General features: G+C 72.3%; 10 protein-coding genes. 5 read left to right on the top strand and 5 right to left on the bottom strand.

The window, feature by feature from the left end; translation table 11 throughout:
* Positions 1-49: 49 nt before the first annotated feature.
* Positions 50-3,043, top strand: coding sequence for a penicillin-binding protein 1A (locus ACS5PV_RS27445; protein ID WP_455398504.1), 2,994 nt, complete (start codon positions 50-52; stop codon positions 3,041-3,043).
* A gap of 23 nt (positions 3,044-3,066) precedes the next feature.
* Positions 3,067-4,116 (top strand): hypothetical protein, encoded by a 1,050-nt coding sequence (locus ACS5PV_RS27440; RefSeq protein ID WP_455398503.1) that lies wholly within the window; start codon positions 3,067-3,069, stop codon positions 4,114-4,116.
* 30 nt (positions 4,117-4,146) lie between these two features.
* On the opposite strand, the gene ACS5PV_RS27435 is transcribed toward ACS5PV_RS27440, so the two are convergent.
* On the bottom strand, positions 4,147-5,208 hold the full coding sequence (locus tag ACS5PV_RS27435; protein WP_455398502.1) for an HD-GYP domain-containing protein: 1,062 nt from the start codon (positions 5,206-5,208) through the stop codon (positions 4,147-4,149).
* A gap of 479 nt (positions 5,209-5,687) precedes the next feature.
* Complete coding sequence (locus tag ACS5PV_RS27430) at positions 5,688-5,876, bottom strand: hypothetical protein (protein ID WP_455398501.1); 189 nt, start codon at positions 5,874-5,876, stop codon at positions 5,688-5,690.
* A gap of 372 nt (positions 5,877-6,248) precedes the next feature.
* On the opposite strand from ACS5PV_RS27430, the gene ACS5PV_RS27425 reads away from it, so the two are divergent.
* Positions 6,249-7,622 (top strand): MFS transporter, encoded by a 1,374-nt coding sequence (locus ACS5PV_RS27425; RefSeq protein ID WP_455398500.1) that lies wholly within the window; start codon positions 6,249-6,251, stop codon positions 7,620-7,622.
* Between the two features lie 179 nt (positions 7,623-7,801).
* Entirely contained in the window at positions 7,802-9,445 is a 1,644-nt protein-coding gene (locus tag ACS5PV_RS27420; RefSeq protein WP_455398499.1) for an OFA family MFS transporter, read from the top strand.
* Between the two features lie 369 nt (positions 9,446-9,814).
* Here the strand turns inward: ACS5PV_RS27420 and ACS5PV_RS27415 are convergent, their stop codons facing one another.
* From ACS5PV_RS27415 to ACS5PV_RS27405, 3 genes are all read right to left on the bottom strand, one after another.
* Positions 9,815-10,009, bottom strand: coding sequence for a hypothetical protein (locus tag ACS5PV_RS27415; protein WP_455398498.1), 195 nt, complete (start codon positions 10,007-10,009; stop codon positions 9,815-9,817).
* Between the two features lie 181 nt (positions 10,010-10,190).
* A complete protein-coding gene (locus ACS5PV_RS27410; protein WP_455398497.1) occupies positions 10,191-10,604 on the bottom strand; it encodes an SWIB/MDM2 domain-containing protein in 414 nt (137 codons plus the stop codon).
* Positions 10,605-10,771: 167 nt separating this feature from the next.
* Positions 10,772-11,791 carry an aldo/keto reductase gene (locus ACS5PV_RS27405; RefSeq protein WP_455398496.1) on the bottom strand — a complete coding sequence of 340 codons (1,020 nt, stop codon included), beginning with the start codon at positions 11,789-11,791 and terminating at the stop codon, positions 10,772-10,774.
* Positions 11,792-12,127: 336 nt separating this feature from the next.
* On the opposite strand from ACS5PV_RS27405, the gene ACS5PV_RS27400 reads away from it, so the two are divergent.
* A complete protein-coding gene (locus ACS5PV_RS27400) occupies positions 12,128-13,303 on the top strand; it encodes an MFS transporter (RefSeq protein WP_455398495.1) in 1,176 nt (391 codons plus the stop codon).
* The last annotated feature ends 57 nt before the right edge of the window (positions 13,304-13,360 follow it).

Genomic DNA, 13,360 nt, shown 5'->3' with positions numbered 1-13,360 from the left:
GCCGCCGGGCGCTTCCTGCCGCAGGCCTCGTCCCGGCCCCTGGTCATCGATGAACGCGATCCTCATCAAGCTGTTTGCCACGGCCCTGACGCTGAGCCAGGTCACCACGCGTCCGGACGCGATCCGGACGCAGTTCGACCCGGGCAAGGACGGGCCGGCGGTGGTGCAGCTCCTGCGCGACGGCTGCGCCCACATGCGCAAGGCCTTCGACATCGAGGACATCAACCTCGACGACCTGATCTCGACCGCGATGGAGGACCCCAAGGCGGTCGCGGGCGAATCGAAGCTCCTGCACGGCCTCGACATCGCCGAGCTCAACACGAGCTACAAGCAGTTCTGCAAGGGCGAGAACCCGGCGAACTCGCCCTTCGTGGCCCGCGACGTGATCGAGTTCTACAACAAGGCGGTCACCGACCTGCCGGACGCCAACTCCCTCAAGACCCTTCGGCTGCCCGGCGCGACCACGATCCTCGACGGGCGCGGCCAGCGCTTCTCCGAGACCTTCGAGCCGAACGGGCGCCGCGTCGCGGTGCCGATCGGCGAGATCCCGGCCCTCGTCCAGAAGGCGTTCATCGCCGCGGAGGACAAGCGCTTCCTCACCCACCACGGCATCGACGAGCGCGGGGTGATCCGCGCCTTCATCGGCAACCTCGCCTCGCCGGGCCGGCCGCAGGGCGGCTCGACCATCACCCAGCAGGTGGTGAAGAACCTCTCCGTCGGCGACGACGTCACCTACGAGCGCAAGATCCGCGAGATGATCGTCGCGGCCCGGGCCGAGCGGGTGATGACGAAGCCCGAGATCCTCGGCCTCTACCTCAACGGGATCTATCTCGGCCGCGGCGCCTACGGCGTCGAGATGGCGGCACGCAGCTATTTCGGCAAATCCGTCAGGGATCTGAACGTCGCCGAGGCGGCGCTCCTCGGCGGCATGCCGAAGGGCCCGAACTTCTACAACCCCGACCGCTACCCCGACCGGGCGCGGGAGCGCCGCGCCTACGTGCTGACCCGCATGAAGGAGGAAGGCGCGATCACCGAAGCCGAGATGACGACGGCGCTCGCCGCACCGCTCGGCCTCGCGCCGCTGGAGCGCCTGCGCCAGGATGCCGGCTTCCACTTCGTCGACCATCTCACCCGGGAGGCGCGCACGCTGGCGGGCCTCGAATCGCTCACCGCGGGCGCCTACACGGTGCGCTCCACCCTCAATGCCGGCCTCCAGGAGGCGACCGAGGGCATCCTCCAGGAGAGCCTGTCGCGCTACGAAGCCGCCACGGGCCGCGCCCGCTACGAGGGCCCGGAGGCCAACCTCGCCGACGCCGTGCGCCGGATCGAGGCCGCCGGGACCCCGCCGGCCCCCGAGCCCACTCCGACGCCGGAGCCCGCCCCGAAGGGCAAGAAGGCTCCGAAGCAGGCCAAGGCGGCAAGGCCCGCGGGTCCCAAGCCGGCCTGGCAGCGGGCGCTCGAGACCGCGCGCCTGCCGCTCTACGACGTGCACTGGCCGGCCGCGATCGTGCTCTCCACCGGCGGCCAGGGCGGCGCGCGGGTGGGCCTCGCCGACGGGCGGATCGCGAGCCTCAATCCCGGCGCCGCGCGCGGGCGGCTCTCGCCCTACGACGTCGTGCGGGTGAAGCTGTGGGAGGGCAAGGGCGCTCCGCGGGCGGACCTGCGCATCCGGCCGCAGGTCCAGGGCGCGGTCCTGGTGATGGAGAACCGCACCGGGCGCATCCTCGCCATGGCGGGCGGCTTCTCCTATCCGTTGAGCCAGCTCAACCGGGTGACGCAGAGCGTGCGCCAGCCCGGCTCGACCCTGAAACCCCTGACGTACCTCGCCGCGCTCAATGCCGGCCTCCAGCCCAACACCCTGGTGATGGATGCCCGCGTGACCCTGCCGCCGATCGGCGGGGTGGGCGATTCGTGGTCGCCGAAGAACTACGAGGGCGGCGGCTCCGGCCCCACCACCCTGCGCCGCGGCCTGGAGCACTCGAAGAACCTCGTCACGGCCCAGCTCCTGCGCGGCGGCATCGCCGAGAAGGCGCCGGCGAGCCTCCAGAAGGTCTGCGACATCGCGCTGGAAGCGCAGCTCTACGCCGAGTGCGAGCGCTACTACCCGTTCGTGCTCGGCGCCCAGCCGGTGCGGATGATCGATCTCGCCGCCTTCTACGCGGCGGTGGCCAACGAGGGCGAGCGCCCCTCCCCCTACGGCCTCGAGAGCGTGGCGCAGGGCGACAAGGTGCTCTACCAGCACGCCGAAAGGCCGCTCGCCCGCATCGGCTCGGCCGACCGGGTGGCGTTCTACCAGCTGAAAAGCCTGCTCCAGGGCGTGACCCAGCGCGGCACCGCCGCCGCTTTGGCCCGGTTCTCGCCGTACGTGGCGGGCAAGACCGGCACCTCGGAGGACGAGAACGACGCCTGGTTCTCCGGCTTCACCAACGAGATCACCATCGTGGCCTGGGTCGGCTACGACAATGCCGACGGCAAGCGCCGCACGCTCGGCCGCGGCCAGACCGGCGGCCACCTCTCGGTGCCGATCTTCTCCCAGGTGCTCCAGGCCGCCTGGGCCAACGGGGTGGCGAAGTCGCCCCTCTCGGGCCCGAGCCCGGAGGCCAAGCGCCTGATCGCCGACGAGCCGATCGACCTGCGCTCCGGCAGCCGGGTCGCCGGCGGCGGCTTCATGGAGCATTTCCGCCTCTCGGTCGACGGGCGCCTCGCCGAGACCCGCTTCAAGCTGGTGCCGCAGGAGCAGATCTACGCGATGCGGCCGGACAGCGAGCAGGACGGCGACGCGCTCGACGGCGGCCTGCCCGGCGAGAATCCGGGCCGGATGCCCGACGAGGCGCCCGACGCCGACCGCTACGACCCGTTCGGCTCCCTCTTCGGCCGGCCCGAGCCGCGCCCCTACATCCGACGCGCCCAGCCGGTCCAGCCGCCCGATCCGGTCTGGCCGGGCGCCCGCAGCCGCTCGCCCTTCGGCGACGAGGACGAGGGCATCCGCCGGCCGCGCCGGCGCGACCCCGACTACCTGTTCGGCGACGACCCGAACTACTGACCTCCAGACAGGACCCATCTCCCGTGCGTGACAGCCTGACGGCGCGCCCGCGCCTCTCTCCGCTCGTGCTCGCCGCCGTCCTGGCGGCCTCGGCGCTGACGACCTCTCCCGCGCTGGCCGAGTACCGCACCAAGGACGTGCCGGCGGTGACGGGCCTCGAACCGGGGGCCATCGCCCCCGACACCATCGCGTTCACCGACCACCGCGACAACCCGGCGAGCCCGGAGAGCGGCCTCGTGCCGTTCACCGAGTGGGGCAAGCGCAGCCCGGCCCAGAAGGCGCTGCTCGCGCCGCACCCGGCCTACGTCGAGCCGGACTACGTCCAGACGGTGAACGGCGTCGCCAAGCCCCGGCACGAGGCGCTGAAGGTCTACGTCGCCGAGGCGCGCTTCATCGTGCCCCGCAGCGCCGACCGCATCGACCTGAAGCGCTTCGCCACGATCCCGTTCCTCTCGCGGATGGATCCGGCGATCAAGCACAAGCCCTTGAGCCCCGCGGACGCGACCCCGACCAAGGACCCTTCCGCCGCCTTCGCCCGCCGCCCCGACCGGCCGTGGTGCGAGGCGCCCGACACCACCTGCATCGAGTCGCGTTACGACCTCGAGGGCAAGCTGCCGCTGGGCGTCAAGCTGGCGAACAAGCTGGAGGACGGGGGAAAGAAGATCGCCGAATTCGTCTCGTTCCAGAGCGAGCTGCGCGTGCTGCCGCCCGACGAGGCGGCCAAGCTCGTGCAGCTGACGAAGATCGAGGCGCCGGTCGCCGGCGCGATGGAGCAGAACATCTTCTGGGTCAACCAGATCCTGCGCTTCGGCAAGTTCCTGGCGGTGATGCAGCCGGTGGCCGCCGACCCGAACAAGACCGTCGTCACCGCCTACATGACGCTCGGGATCAAGGCCGACGTGCTCGACCGCAAGAAGGAGTACGAGCGGGTGCCGGTGCTGCGCAACCTGCTGCCGGCCCAGGTGCTGATGGGCAATTCCTCGTTCAACACCGGCACCTCGATCAGCGCCGGCCTGCCGACCTACGCCCGCAACCGCATCGCGGCCTTCGCCGACGCACTGGCGAAGGAGTGATCGGCGTCCCGGCGATCCGGTGCCGGCGGCTCACACCGCCGCCGTCATCGCCTCGCCGAAGGAATCCACCAGGCGCGCCTCCAGCTTGCCGTCCATGGCGGCGAGGATCGCCATCGCGTCGGCCATCGGCATCGGCGACTTGTAGGGGCGGCGCTCGGTCAGGGCGGCGTAGATGTCGCAGATGGTGAGCAGGCGGACCATGTCGCCGATCTGGTCGCCGACGAGGCCGTCGGGGTAGCCCGAGCCGTCGAGCATCTCGTGGTGGTGGCGCACCGCCGAGAGGGTGACCGGGTCGCGCTCGCCGCCCGCCAGCAGGACCTGATGGCCAATCGCCGCGTGGGTGCGCATCACCGCGAGCTCGTCCGGGTCGAGGCGGCCGGGCTTGTTGAGGATCTCGAGCGGGATGCGGGCCTTGCCGACGTCGTGGATCAGCGCGGCGCGCACGAAACGGAACTGGTCCTCGTGCCGGAAGCCGAGATGCAGGGCGAATTGCGCGGCGAGGCCGGCCACCAGCAGACAGTGCTGGTAGGTGGCGTCGTCGTGGGTCCAGACCGTGTCGAGCCAGCGGGCGAGGCCGCCCTCCTGCACCGCGGTCAGGATCGGGCCGAGCCCGGCCTCGACGGCGCCCATGCGGACCGGATGGCCGGCCCGGGTCTCGGCCATCAGGCCGGTCAGCGCCTCCCCGGCCCGGACCACGCCCTGGCTCACCGCCTGTTCCGCCTGGCCGGCCATGATCCCGACCTGGTTGGCGAGCGCGGCCACGATGGTCTCGGGCGGCACGTAGGCCGGCATGCACACCGTCGCCCCGAGGGTCTTGGCGTGGCGCAGCGCGTCCTGCGTCGCCTTGCGCAGGAGGCAGACCACCGGCAGATTGCGGTTGGCGAAGCGGCGCTGGAGGGCGCGCAGGCAATGGTCGGTCTCCGGCCGCGACAGCGTCAGGTCGGAGATGACCCCGGCCAGCGCGCGCCGGTCCTGCCAGGTCTCCTCGGGTCCGACGACGTCGCAGATCCCGACTGCCCGCAAGGCCGCGCTGATCGCCGCGCTGCGGTCCGGCCTGTCGGTCACGAGGACGAAGGTCCTCTCGTCGGGCATCACGTCCCTCCCGGCGGCCGCACGGCCTCCATTGCGACTACCCAATACGCGTCCAGTCCCGAATAAATGCTTACGCCGAAGCGCGACAGACCGGTGAAGTGATCGCAGGCAGGAAACAAAGCCCGCCTTTATCCGCGATCGCGACCGTGCGGATCGCCCTTCACCCGTGGTCGTGTCCGGGGCGCGACCTGCTCCAGGTCATCCGGAGCATGCTACCGGACGTTGTTCACTCTCACCTGAAGACACTTGTGCCAAGAAGGGGAATGACCCTGGGGGACGAGCAGGCTGGACGGCCGGTGGCGAGCGGCGCGGCGCCCGGGCAGGCTGCCCCGGGGGCCGCGTCGCGCTTCCGCAGCGTGTCCATTCACGTGACGATATCGGCCCTTCAACGGTCAGGCGAGGTGCCAGCCCCGAGCGGACGATGCGCGGGCGCCTGGGCTATGGGCCGATGTTCGGGGGCGTGATCCCGGCGGCGCGGATCATGCGGCCCGGGGAAGCGGAAGCGGCGTCGGGGTGCCGGTGCCCTCGTCCACGGCGCTCCAGTGGCAGACCGGCCAGCCGGTCACCGGGTCGAGGGTCCAGGTGGCGCGCAGGACGGGCTTTGGCGCGGGCACGCGGACGGGAGCGGCGCCCTTCCGGGCGAAGGCGATGACGGACGTGAAGGTCATGATGCACCTCTCGGGGGCGGCCGTCCGCGCGGCCGGCGCCCACGAGAGGGCGCCCGGTCAGGCGTCCCTGCGAGAAGCGGCCGACGCGAACGGCGCGGTCGATCGACTGTGACTGTCGCTCGGCATGGGGTTGATGGTTCCTGGCTGGATGCGGCGGGGCGCGCGAACGCCGCCCGGGCCACGGGAGGCTCCATACGCCGCCTGGTCGTCGTGTCAACACCCGCGTAACCGCCCGTCCGGCGGACCGGTTTTTGGTCCCGGGCGCGGCGCCGGCCGCCCTCCCCGCGCAGGGCCGGAATGACCCACCGGCAGATGTGGCGGGCGCGACTTTGGGCTACGTCACCGGAGCGGACGAGACGGAGTGCGGGACGGATGACGGGCGTGGCGGAGCCGATGGCGGCGGAGGTGGCCGACGGCCTGCCGACCCGGGCGAGGCTGTGGGCGATGCTGGCGATCGGCATCGCCATGTCGATGGCGGTGCTCGACGGCGCGATCGTCAACGTCGCCCTGCCGGTGGTGGCCCGCGACCTCCAGGTCAGCCCCGGCGCCGCGATCTTCGTCACCAACGGCTACCAGCTCGCCGTCACCGCGGCCCTGCTGCCGCTGGCCTCGCTCGGCGACATCCTCGGCTACAAGCGGGTCTACTGCACCGGGCTGGCGCTGTTCTCCGCCGCGTCGCTCGCCTGCGCGCTCGCCGGCTCGCTGCCGGTGCTGGTGGCGGCCCGCATCGTCCAGGGCCTCGGCGCCGCCGGGATCATGAGCGTCAACATCGCGCTCGTGCGCTTCATCTACCCGCACCGGATGATCGGGCGCGGCGTCGGCACCATGGCGCTGATCGTGGCGATCGCCTCGGCGGCGGGCCCGAGCGTCGCGGCCGCAATCCTGTCGGTGGCGAGCTGGCCGTGGCTCTTTCTCGTCAACGTGCCGCTCGGCCTCGCGGCGCTGACGCTGGCCGCCCGGATGCTGCCGGCGACGCCGCGCAGCGGCGCCCGCTTCGATGCCTTGAGCGCGCTCCTCAACGCGCTGTTCTTCTGCCTGCTCATCACCGGCGTCGACGGGCTCGGCGATCCGGGCAAGGGCGGCACGGCGCTCGCCCTGCTCGCCGGTGCAGGCGTCGTCGGCCTCGCCTTCGTGTGGATGCAGGCCCGCCTCCCGGCCCCGCTCCTGCCGATCGATCTCCTGCGCATCCCGGTCTTCGCGCTGTCGATGGTGAGCTCGGTCTGCTCGTTCTCGGCCCAGATGATGGCCTACGTGGCGCTGCCGTTCTACTTCCAGGACGTGCTCCACCTCACCAGCACCCAGACCGGGGTGCTGATGACGCCCTGGCCGATCGCCATCGCGGTGATCGCCCCCTTCGCCGGGCGGATGGCCGACCGCTACCCGCCGGGGCTGCTCGGCGGCATCGGCCTCGTCGCCCTGTCGGCGGGCCTCGCCCTGATGGCGAGCGTGCCCCCGGACGCCTCGCCGCTGGCGATCGCCCTGCGGCTGACGCTGTGCGGGCTCGGCTTCGGCCTGTTCCAGTCGCCCAACAACAAGGTCATCATCACCAGCGCGCCGCGGGAACGCAGCGGCGGCGCGAGCGGCATGCAATCGACCGCGCGCCTCCTCGGCCAGTCCCTCGGCGCCGCGATGGTGGCGGTGATCTTCGGCTATCTCCACACCGGCGGCACCGTGCTGGTGCTGTGGATCGCGAGCGCGCTGGCGCTCGCCGGCGCGCTCGCGAGCGGGCTGCGGGTCCGGCGCTGACCGGCCCGCTCCCCTCGCCGCCGCGGCCGCGGCGGACTGCCATCGTCCAAATTGATGACGCGCCCCGGGGGATTCCACCGGGGCTGCGACACCCGCGGATCGAGCCCAGGGCCTAGACCGCAACCGGGAAACCGGCCGGCAGGCACCGGGAAAGCGGGACCGGAACCAGGAGAACAGGCGTGGACGCACGCGTCGCCGATCGACCCATCCGCGGAACTACGGCTCCCGGCATCCTCGCCCGCGAGCGCATCGTCGCGCGGGCGGGCTTCAACCGCTGGCTCGTGCCGCCGGCGGCGCTCGCCGTCCATCTCTGCATCGGCATGTCCTACGGGCTGTCGGTGTTCTGGCTACCGCTGTCGCGGGCGCTCAGCGTCGGCCGGCCGGCCCCGGCCGCCTGCCCCGAGATGAGCCTCGCGACAGCCCTCGTCACCACGACCTGCGACTGGCGCGTCAGCGACCTCGTGCTGGTGTTCTCGATCGGCATCGTCATGCTCGGCCTCTCCGCCGCCCTGTTCGGCGGCTGGCTCGAGCGGGCGGGCCCGCGCAAGGCCGGCCTCGCCGCGGCGCTCGCCTGGGGCGGCGGGTTCCTGGTCGGGGCGCTCGGGGTCTACCTGCACCAGCTCTGGCTGATCTGGCTCGGCATCGGGCTGATCGGCGGCGTAGGCTTGGGCCTCGGCTACATCTCGCCGGTCTCGACCCTGGTGAAGTGGTTTCCCGACCGGCGCGGCATGGCCACCGGCATGGCGATCATGGGCTTCGGCGGCGGGGCGATGATCGGCTCGCCGCTCGCCGACCTGCTCATCACCCACTTCAAGGGCCCGGATTCCGCCGGCGTGTGGCAGACCCTCGCGGTGATGGGCGCCGGCTACCTCGTCGTCATGCTGTGCGGCGCCTTCGGCTACCGCGTGCCGCCGGAGGGCTGGCAGCCGGACGGCTGGACCTCGCCGGCCGCCCGCGACCGGATGATCGCGAGCGGCCACGTCCACCTCTCCGACGCGCACAGGACGCCCCAGTTCTGGCTCCTCTGGCTCATGCTGTGCCTGAACGTCTCGGCCGGGATCGGGGTGCTGGCGCTGGCCTCGCCGATGCTCCAAGAGATCTTCGGCGGCGCGCTGATCGGCCGGCCGGAGGCCGGGTTCGGCCAGCTCGACCCCGGCCAGAAGGCGCAGGTCGCGGCGATCGCCGCCGGCTTCGTCGGGCTGCTGTCGCTGTTCAACATCCTCGGCCGGTTCTTCTGGGCGACGCTGTCCGACCGCATCGGCCGCAAGGCCACCTACGCCACCTTCTTCGCGCTCGGCGGCGTGCTCTACGCCGCCGCGCCCTGGGCCGCCGGCCTCGGCTCGAAGGCGCCGTTCGTACTCATGATGTGCGTGATCCTCTCGATGTACGGCGGCGGCTTCGCGACGATCCCGGCCTATCTCGCCGACATGTTCGGCACCCGGTTCGTCGGGGCGATCCACGGCCGCCTGCTCACCGCCTGGTCGACGGCGGGCGTGGTCGGCCCGCTGGTGGTGACGGCGATCCGGCAGACCCAGGTCGATGCGGGCCTCCAGGGCGCGGCGCTCTACGGCCGCACGCTCCTGATCCTGGCCGGATTCCTAGCAGTCGGGTTCGTGGCGAACCTCTTGGTCCGGCCGGTCGCGCGGCGCTGGTTCATGGACGCGGCCGAGGCCGTCCCCGGCGCGCCGGTTCCGGCGGGCTCGTTCGGGATCGGCCGGGGCGGCCCGACCCCGGCGGCGGCGCTCGCCTGGGCCGCCGTCGGGCTGCCGATCCTGTGGGGCGTGTGGATCACGCTCGCCAAGGCGCTGATCCTGTTCCGGTAGCGGTCCGGTGCCCGGCCTGCCGCGAGTGGCGGTGCAGCGAGCCCGGGGAGAGGGAAACGGCTCGGTGAGACTCTAATACCAACGGCCTAAGATGCTGACGCATCAGGCCGTTGACCCATCTCGAATTCTCGATGCCAAGCCAGAGGCTTGGCGAAAATTCGAGAACGGAACCAAAGGTCGTTTGCAACGACCGTTGGTATAAGGAACTGTCACGCTCCACGTCATGCCCGGCTCCGTCGCGCGGGCTGGTGACACGATTTCCGCGTCGCGAAAGCGATCCCGCAGGGATCGCCCGAAGCGATCAATCGGAAATCGTGCGACGCGGAGGGTGTCGATACATCGAGCCGATCGGGGAGTTCCGAACCCTGCTCAAGGATCCGAGCGGATCACCGTGCAGTCCCGCCGGCCGCTCGCCAGGCAATCCTCGCGGGCCGATTCGCGACGCAGCGTACCGGCGAGCCAGACGCAGCCGGCCACCAGGACTATCAGGAACAGGATCGCGGCGAGCGCCCGACGCCGGCCGGCATCGCCTGGATCGCGGTCGGGATGGGGGGAGCGGGACATCGGGAAATCATCCGGCAGACCGCCAGGGCCGCGGGATCGCGCGAGGCAGCGGCCAAGCCGCCCGGCTCGCGCCGAAACGCCGTCACAGCCTTCCCCGCCTGCTTACGACGAGGAAGCGGATGGCCGCGTCGCGCGACCATCCGGACGGGGGAGGCCGATCGCCGGAACCGGGACGATCGTCTTACTTCAGGTGCTGGGCGAGGTACTTGTTCATCTCGAACATCGTCGCCTTGTCCTTGCCGAAGACCTTCTTCAGCTTGTCGTCGGCGAGGATCTCGCGCTTGTTCTCGGGGTTCTGGAGCGAGTGCTTGCGAATGTACTCCCACACCTTGCTCACCACCTCTCCGCGCGGGATCGGGCTGTCGCCGACGATGGCGGCAAGCTCGGGCGTCGGCTGGAGCGGCTTCTGCAGGGCGTTCGGCTTGTCGCCGGACTTCGGAGCGGCGACCTTCTTGCCCTTGGCCTCGTCCTTGGCGGCGGCCTTGCCGTCGTCCTTGGCCTCCTTGGCCGCCGCCTTCGGGGCGGCCTTGGCCTTCGGGGCGGGGGCTTCGGGCTCGGCCTTCGTCTCGGCCTTCTTGGTGGTCTTGATCGCCATCGTTCTCCTCCGGTCTGCAACCCGTCTCCCAGGGTCGAACACTGGACATGCCTGGGCACATAGCGTCAACAACTAAGCCGTGCGCGGCGCGTTCCAAGAGGAAATCGCCATCGGACCGGAGTCATCCACATCGGATGCGCCATTAGCCTGACGGCGACGAGCGTGGCTCAGTCCCGGGCTGCCGTCCAGGTGTTTCGGCCCTCGAGCGGATAGGCCGGATCGGTGTAGCCCGGCGTCGAGGGATGGCCCGCCGGCACCAGGCGGTCGACCAGCGCCTCGTCCTCCGGGCTGAAGCGATAGGCGAGCGCCCCGGCATAGGCCCGCCACTGGTCGAAGGTGCGGGGGCCGGCGATCACCGCGGTGACGGCGCGGTTGTTCAGCACCCAGGCCACCGCGAAGTCGATCACCGAGGCGCCCTTCGCCTCCGCGTGGGCTTTCAGTTCCTCGGCGATGCGCAGGCTCTCGGGCCGCCACTCGGTCTGCATCATCCGGGTGTCGCCGCGCCCGGCGCGGGTGCCCTCGGGCGGCGCCTCGCCGGGGCGGTACTTCGCCGTCAGCACGCCGCGGGCGAGCGGCGAGTACGGCACGACGCCGAGGCCGTAATGGGCGCAGGCCGGCAGGTGCTCGACCTCCGGCATCCGGTTGAGGGCGTTGTAGTACGGCTGGCTCGCCGCCGGCCGGTCGATGCCGTGCTCGTCGCACAGGCGGCAGATCTCCGCCACCCGCCAGGCGCGGTGGTTGGAGACCCCGAAGTAGCGCACCTTGCCGGCCCGGATCAGGTCGGCCATCGCCCGCACCGTCTCGGAGAGCGGCGTCTCGTGGTCCTCCTTGTGGAGGTAGTAGAGGTCGATCCGGTCGGTGCCGAGCCGCTTCAGGCTCGCCTCGCAGGCCTGCACGATGTGGGCGCGCGACAGGCCGCGGTCGTTCGGCCCCGCCCCCATCGCGTTCGCCACCTTGGTGGCGAGCACCCAGGCGTCGCGGTCGTGGGCGATGGCCCGGCCCACCACCTCCTCCGAGCGCCCCTCGGTATAGGCGTTCGCCGTGTCGATGAAGTTGATCCCCTGCTCGCGCGCATCCGCGACGATGCGCTCGGCCTCCGCGTCGGGGGTCGGCCCGCCGAACATCATCGTGCCGAGGCAGAGCGGCGAGACCTTCAGGCCGGACCGGCCGAGCGTGCGGTACTCCATGGGGGCGTCCTCCGGTGATGACGGTCTCAAGGCCGCTGCGGCGATGATGGCGTTTGCATGGCCGTGGCGGCCGCGCCGCACCGGCTCGCCCGCGCGGTGTGGATGCCGGGGTTTTCCCTCTCTTCACCCTGTTCGGCAAGCTCGCGTTAAGCACGGAATCGCGAAGCTCGCCCTCATGATCATCGCCGCCCTCTCCCTCGCCTTCTGCGCCGCCGGCGCCCTCATCCTCGGCCTCGGGGCCATCGTTACGGTCGAGCCGCCGCGCGACCATCCCCACGGCGCCGGCCTGCTCTGACCGGCCGCGCGGCGGGGCGTCCCTCCGTGCAGGCTTGCGCCATGCAAGGCGGAGCCGTGCTGCCGCGCTTCCTCCTCGTCTACGCCGCGCTCTATGCCGGCTACGGCCTCACCACGCCGTTCCTGCCCGCGCTCCTGTCCGAGCGCGGGCTCTCGCCGACCGAGGTCGGGCTGGTGCTCGCCGCCGGCACCGGCATCCGGCTCGCCGCCGGTCCCCTCGCGGGCCGCCTCGCCGACCGGCTCGCCGCCGGCCGGGCGGTGCTCGCCGCCTGCGCCGTCCTCTCCGCGGGCAGCGCCCTCCTCTATCTCGCCGGCCACGGCTTTGCCGGGCTCATGCTCGCCGGCCTCCTCCACGCCGCCGCGACCGCGCCGCTCGCGCCGCTCGCCGACGCCCTGGCGCTTCCCGCCGCCGAGGCCGCCCGCTTCGCCTATGGCACCGTGCGGGGCGCGGGCTCGGCCGCCTTCATCGCCGGCACCCTGGCGGCCGGCCAGATCACCGGATGGCTCGGCCTCGCCGCCCTGCCGGTCGCCGGCGCCCTCGCCTTCGCGGCGCTGGCCGGCGCGAGCCTGCGCCTGCCGCAGGCGGCGCCAGGACCCGGGACACCCGCCACCACGGGAGCCGGCCTGCTCCTGCGCGCGCCCGGCTTTCGCCGCCTCGTCGCGGTGGCGGCCCTGGTGGTCGGCAGCCACGCGGTGCACGACGCCTTCGCGGTGATCCGCTGGCGCGACGCGGGCCTGAGCCCGGCGACCGCGAGCCTGCTCTGGGCCGAGGCGGTGGCGGCGGAGGTCCTGGTCTTCTTCGTCCTCGGCCCGCCGCTCCTCGCCCGCCTCGGCCCCGCCGGTGCCCTCGCGCTCGCCGCGGGCGCCGGGATCCTGCGCTGGTCGGTGGCGGCGCTCACCGTCGCGGTGCCGGCGCTCGCCGGCATCCAGGCCCTGCACGGGCTGACCTTCGCGCTCCTGCATCTGGCGGCGATGCGGATCCTCGGGCGCACGGTGCCGCCCGCCCTCGCGGCGACGGCCCAGACCCTCTACGGCACCCTCGGCCTCGGCCTCGCCACGGCGCTGGCGACGCTGGCGGCCGGCCCGCTCTACGGCGCCCTCGGGGCGGGGGCGTTCTGGGTCATGGCGGCCCTGTGCGCGGCGGCCCTGCCCCTGGTGCGGGGTCTCGCCGAGGGGCCTGAGGGCCAGCCGGACCGGGACCTCGCCGAGGAGCGATAGCCGCGCGTCGCCTTGCGTCAGGCCCGGGAATCGGTGCCAATCGCAGCGATTCCCTCC

The organism is Methylobacterium sp. Gmos1, assembly GCF_053764715.1.
The sequence above is the reverse complement of the archived record's forward strand: the minus strand, read 5'-3'. Positions and strand labels throughout refer to the sequence as shown.

Coding starts and splice junctions, on each gene's coding strand:
- ACS5PV_RS27445 (WP_455398504.1), top strand. CDS start 50: ATGAACGCGATCCTCATCAAGCTGTTTGCCACGGCCCTGACGCTGAGC.
- ACS5PV_RS27435 (WP_455398502.1), bottom strand. CDS start 5,208: ATGCCCGACGAGAGGACCTTCGTCCTCGTGACCGACAGGCCGGACCGC.
- ACS5PV_RS27430 (WP_455398501.1), bottom strand. CDS start 5,876: ATGACCTTCACGTCCGTCATCGCCTTCGCCCGGAAGGGCGCCGCTCCC.
- ACS5PV_RS27425 (WP_455398500.1), top strand. CDS start 6,249: ATGACGGGCGTGGCGGAGCCGATGGCGGCGGAGGTGGCCGACGGCCTG.
- ACS5PV_RS27415 (WP_455398498.1), bottom strand. CDS start 10,009: ATGTCCCGCTCCCCCCATCCCGACCGCGATCCAGGCGATGCCGGCCGG.
- ACS5PV_RS27410 (WP_455398497.1), bottom strand. CDS start 10,604: ATGGCGATCAAGACCACCAAGAAGGCCGAGACGAAGGCCGAGCCCGAA.
- ACS5PV_RS27405 (WP_455398496.1), bottom strand. CDS start 11,791: ATGGAGTACCGCACGCTCGGCCGGTCCGGCCTGAAGGTCTCGCCGCTC.
- ACS5PV_RS27400 (WP_455398495.1), top strand. CDS start 12,128: ATGCAAGGCGGAGCCGTGCTGCCGCGCTTCCTCCTCGTCTACGCCGCG.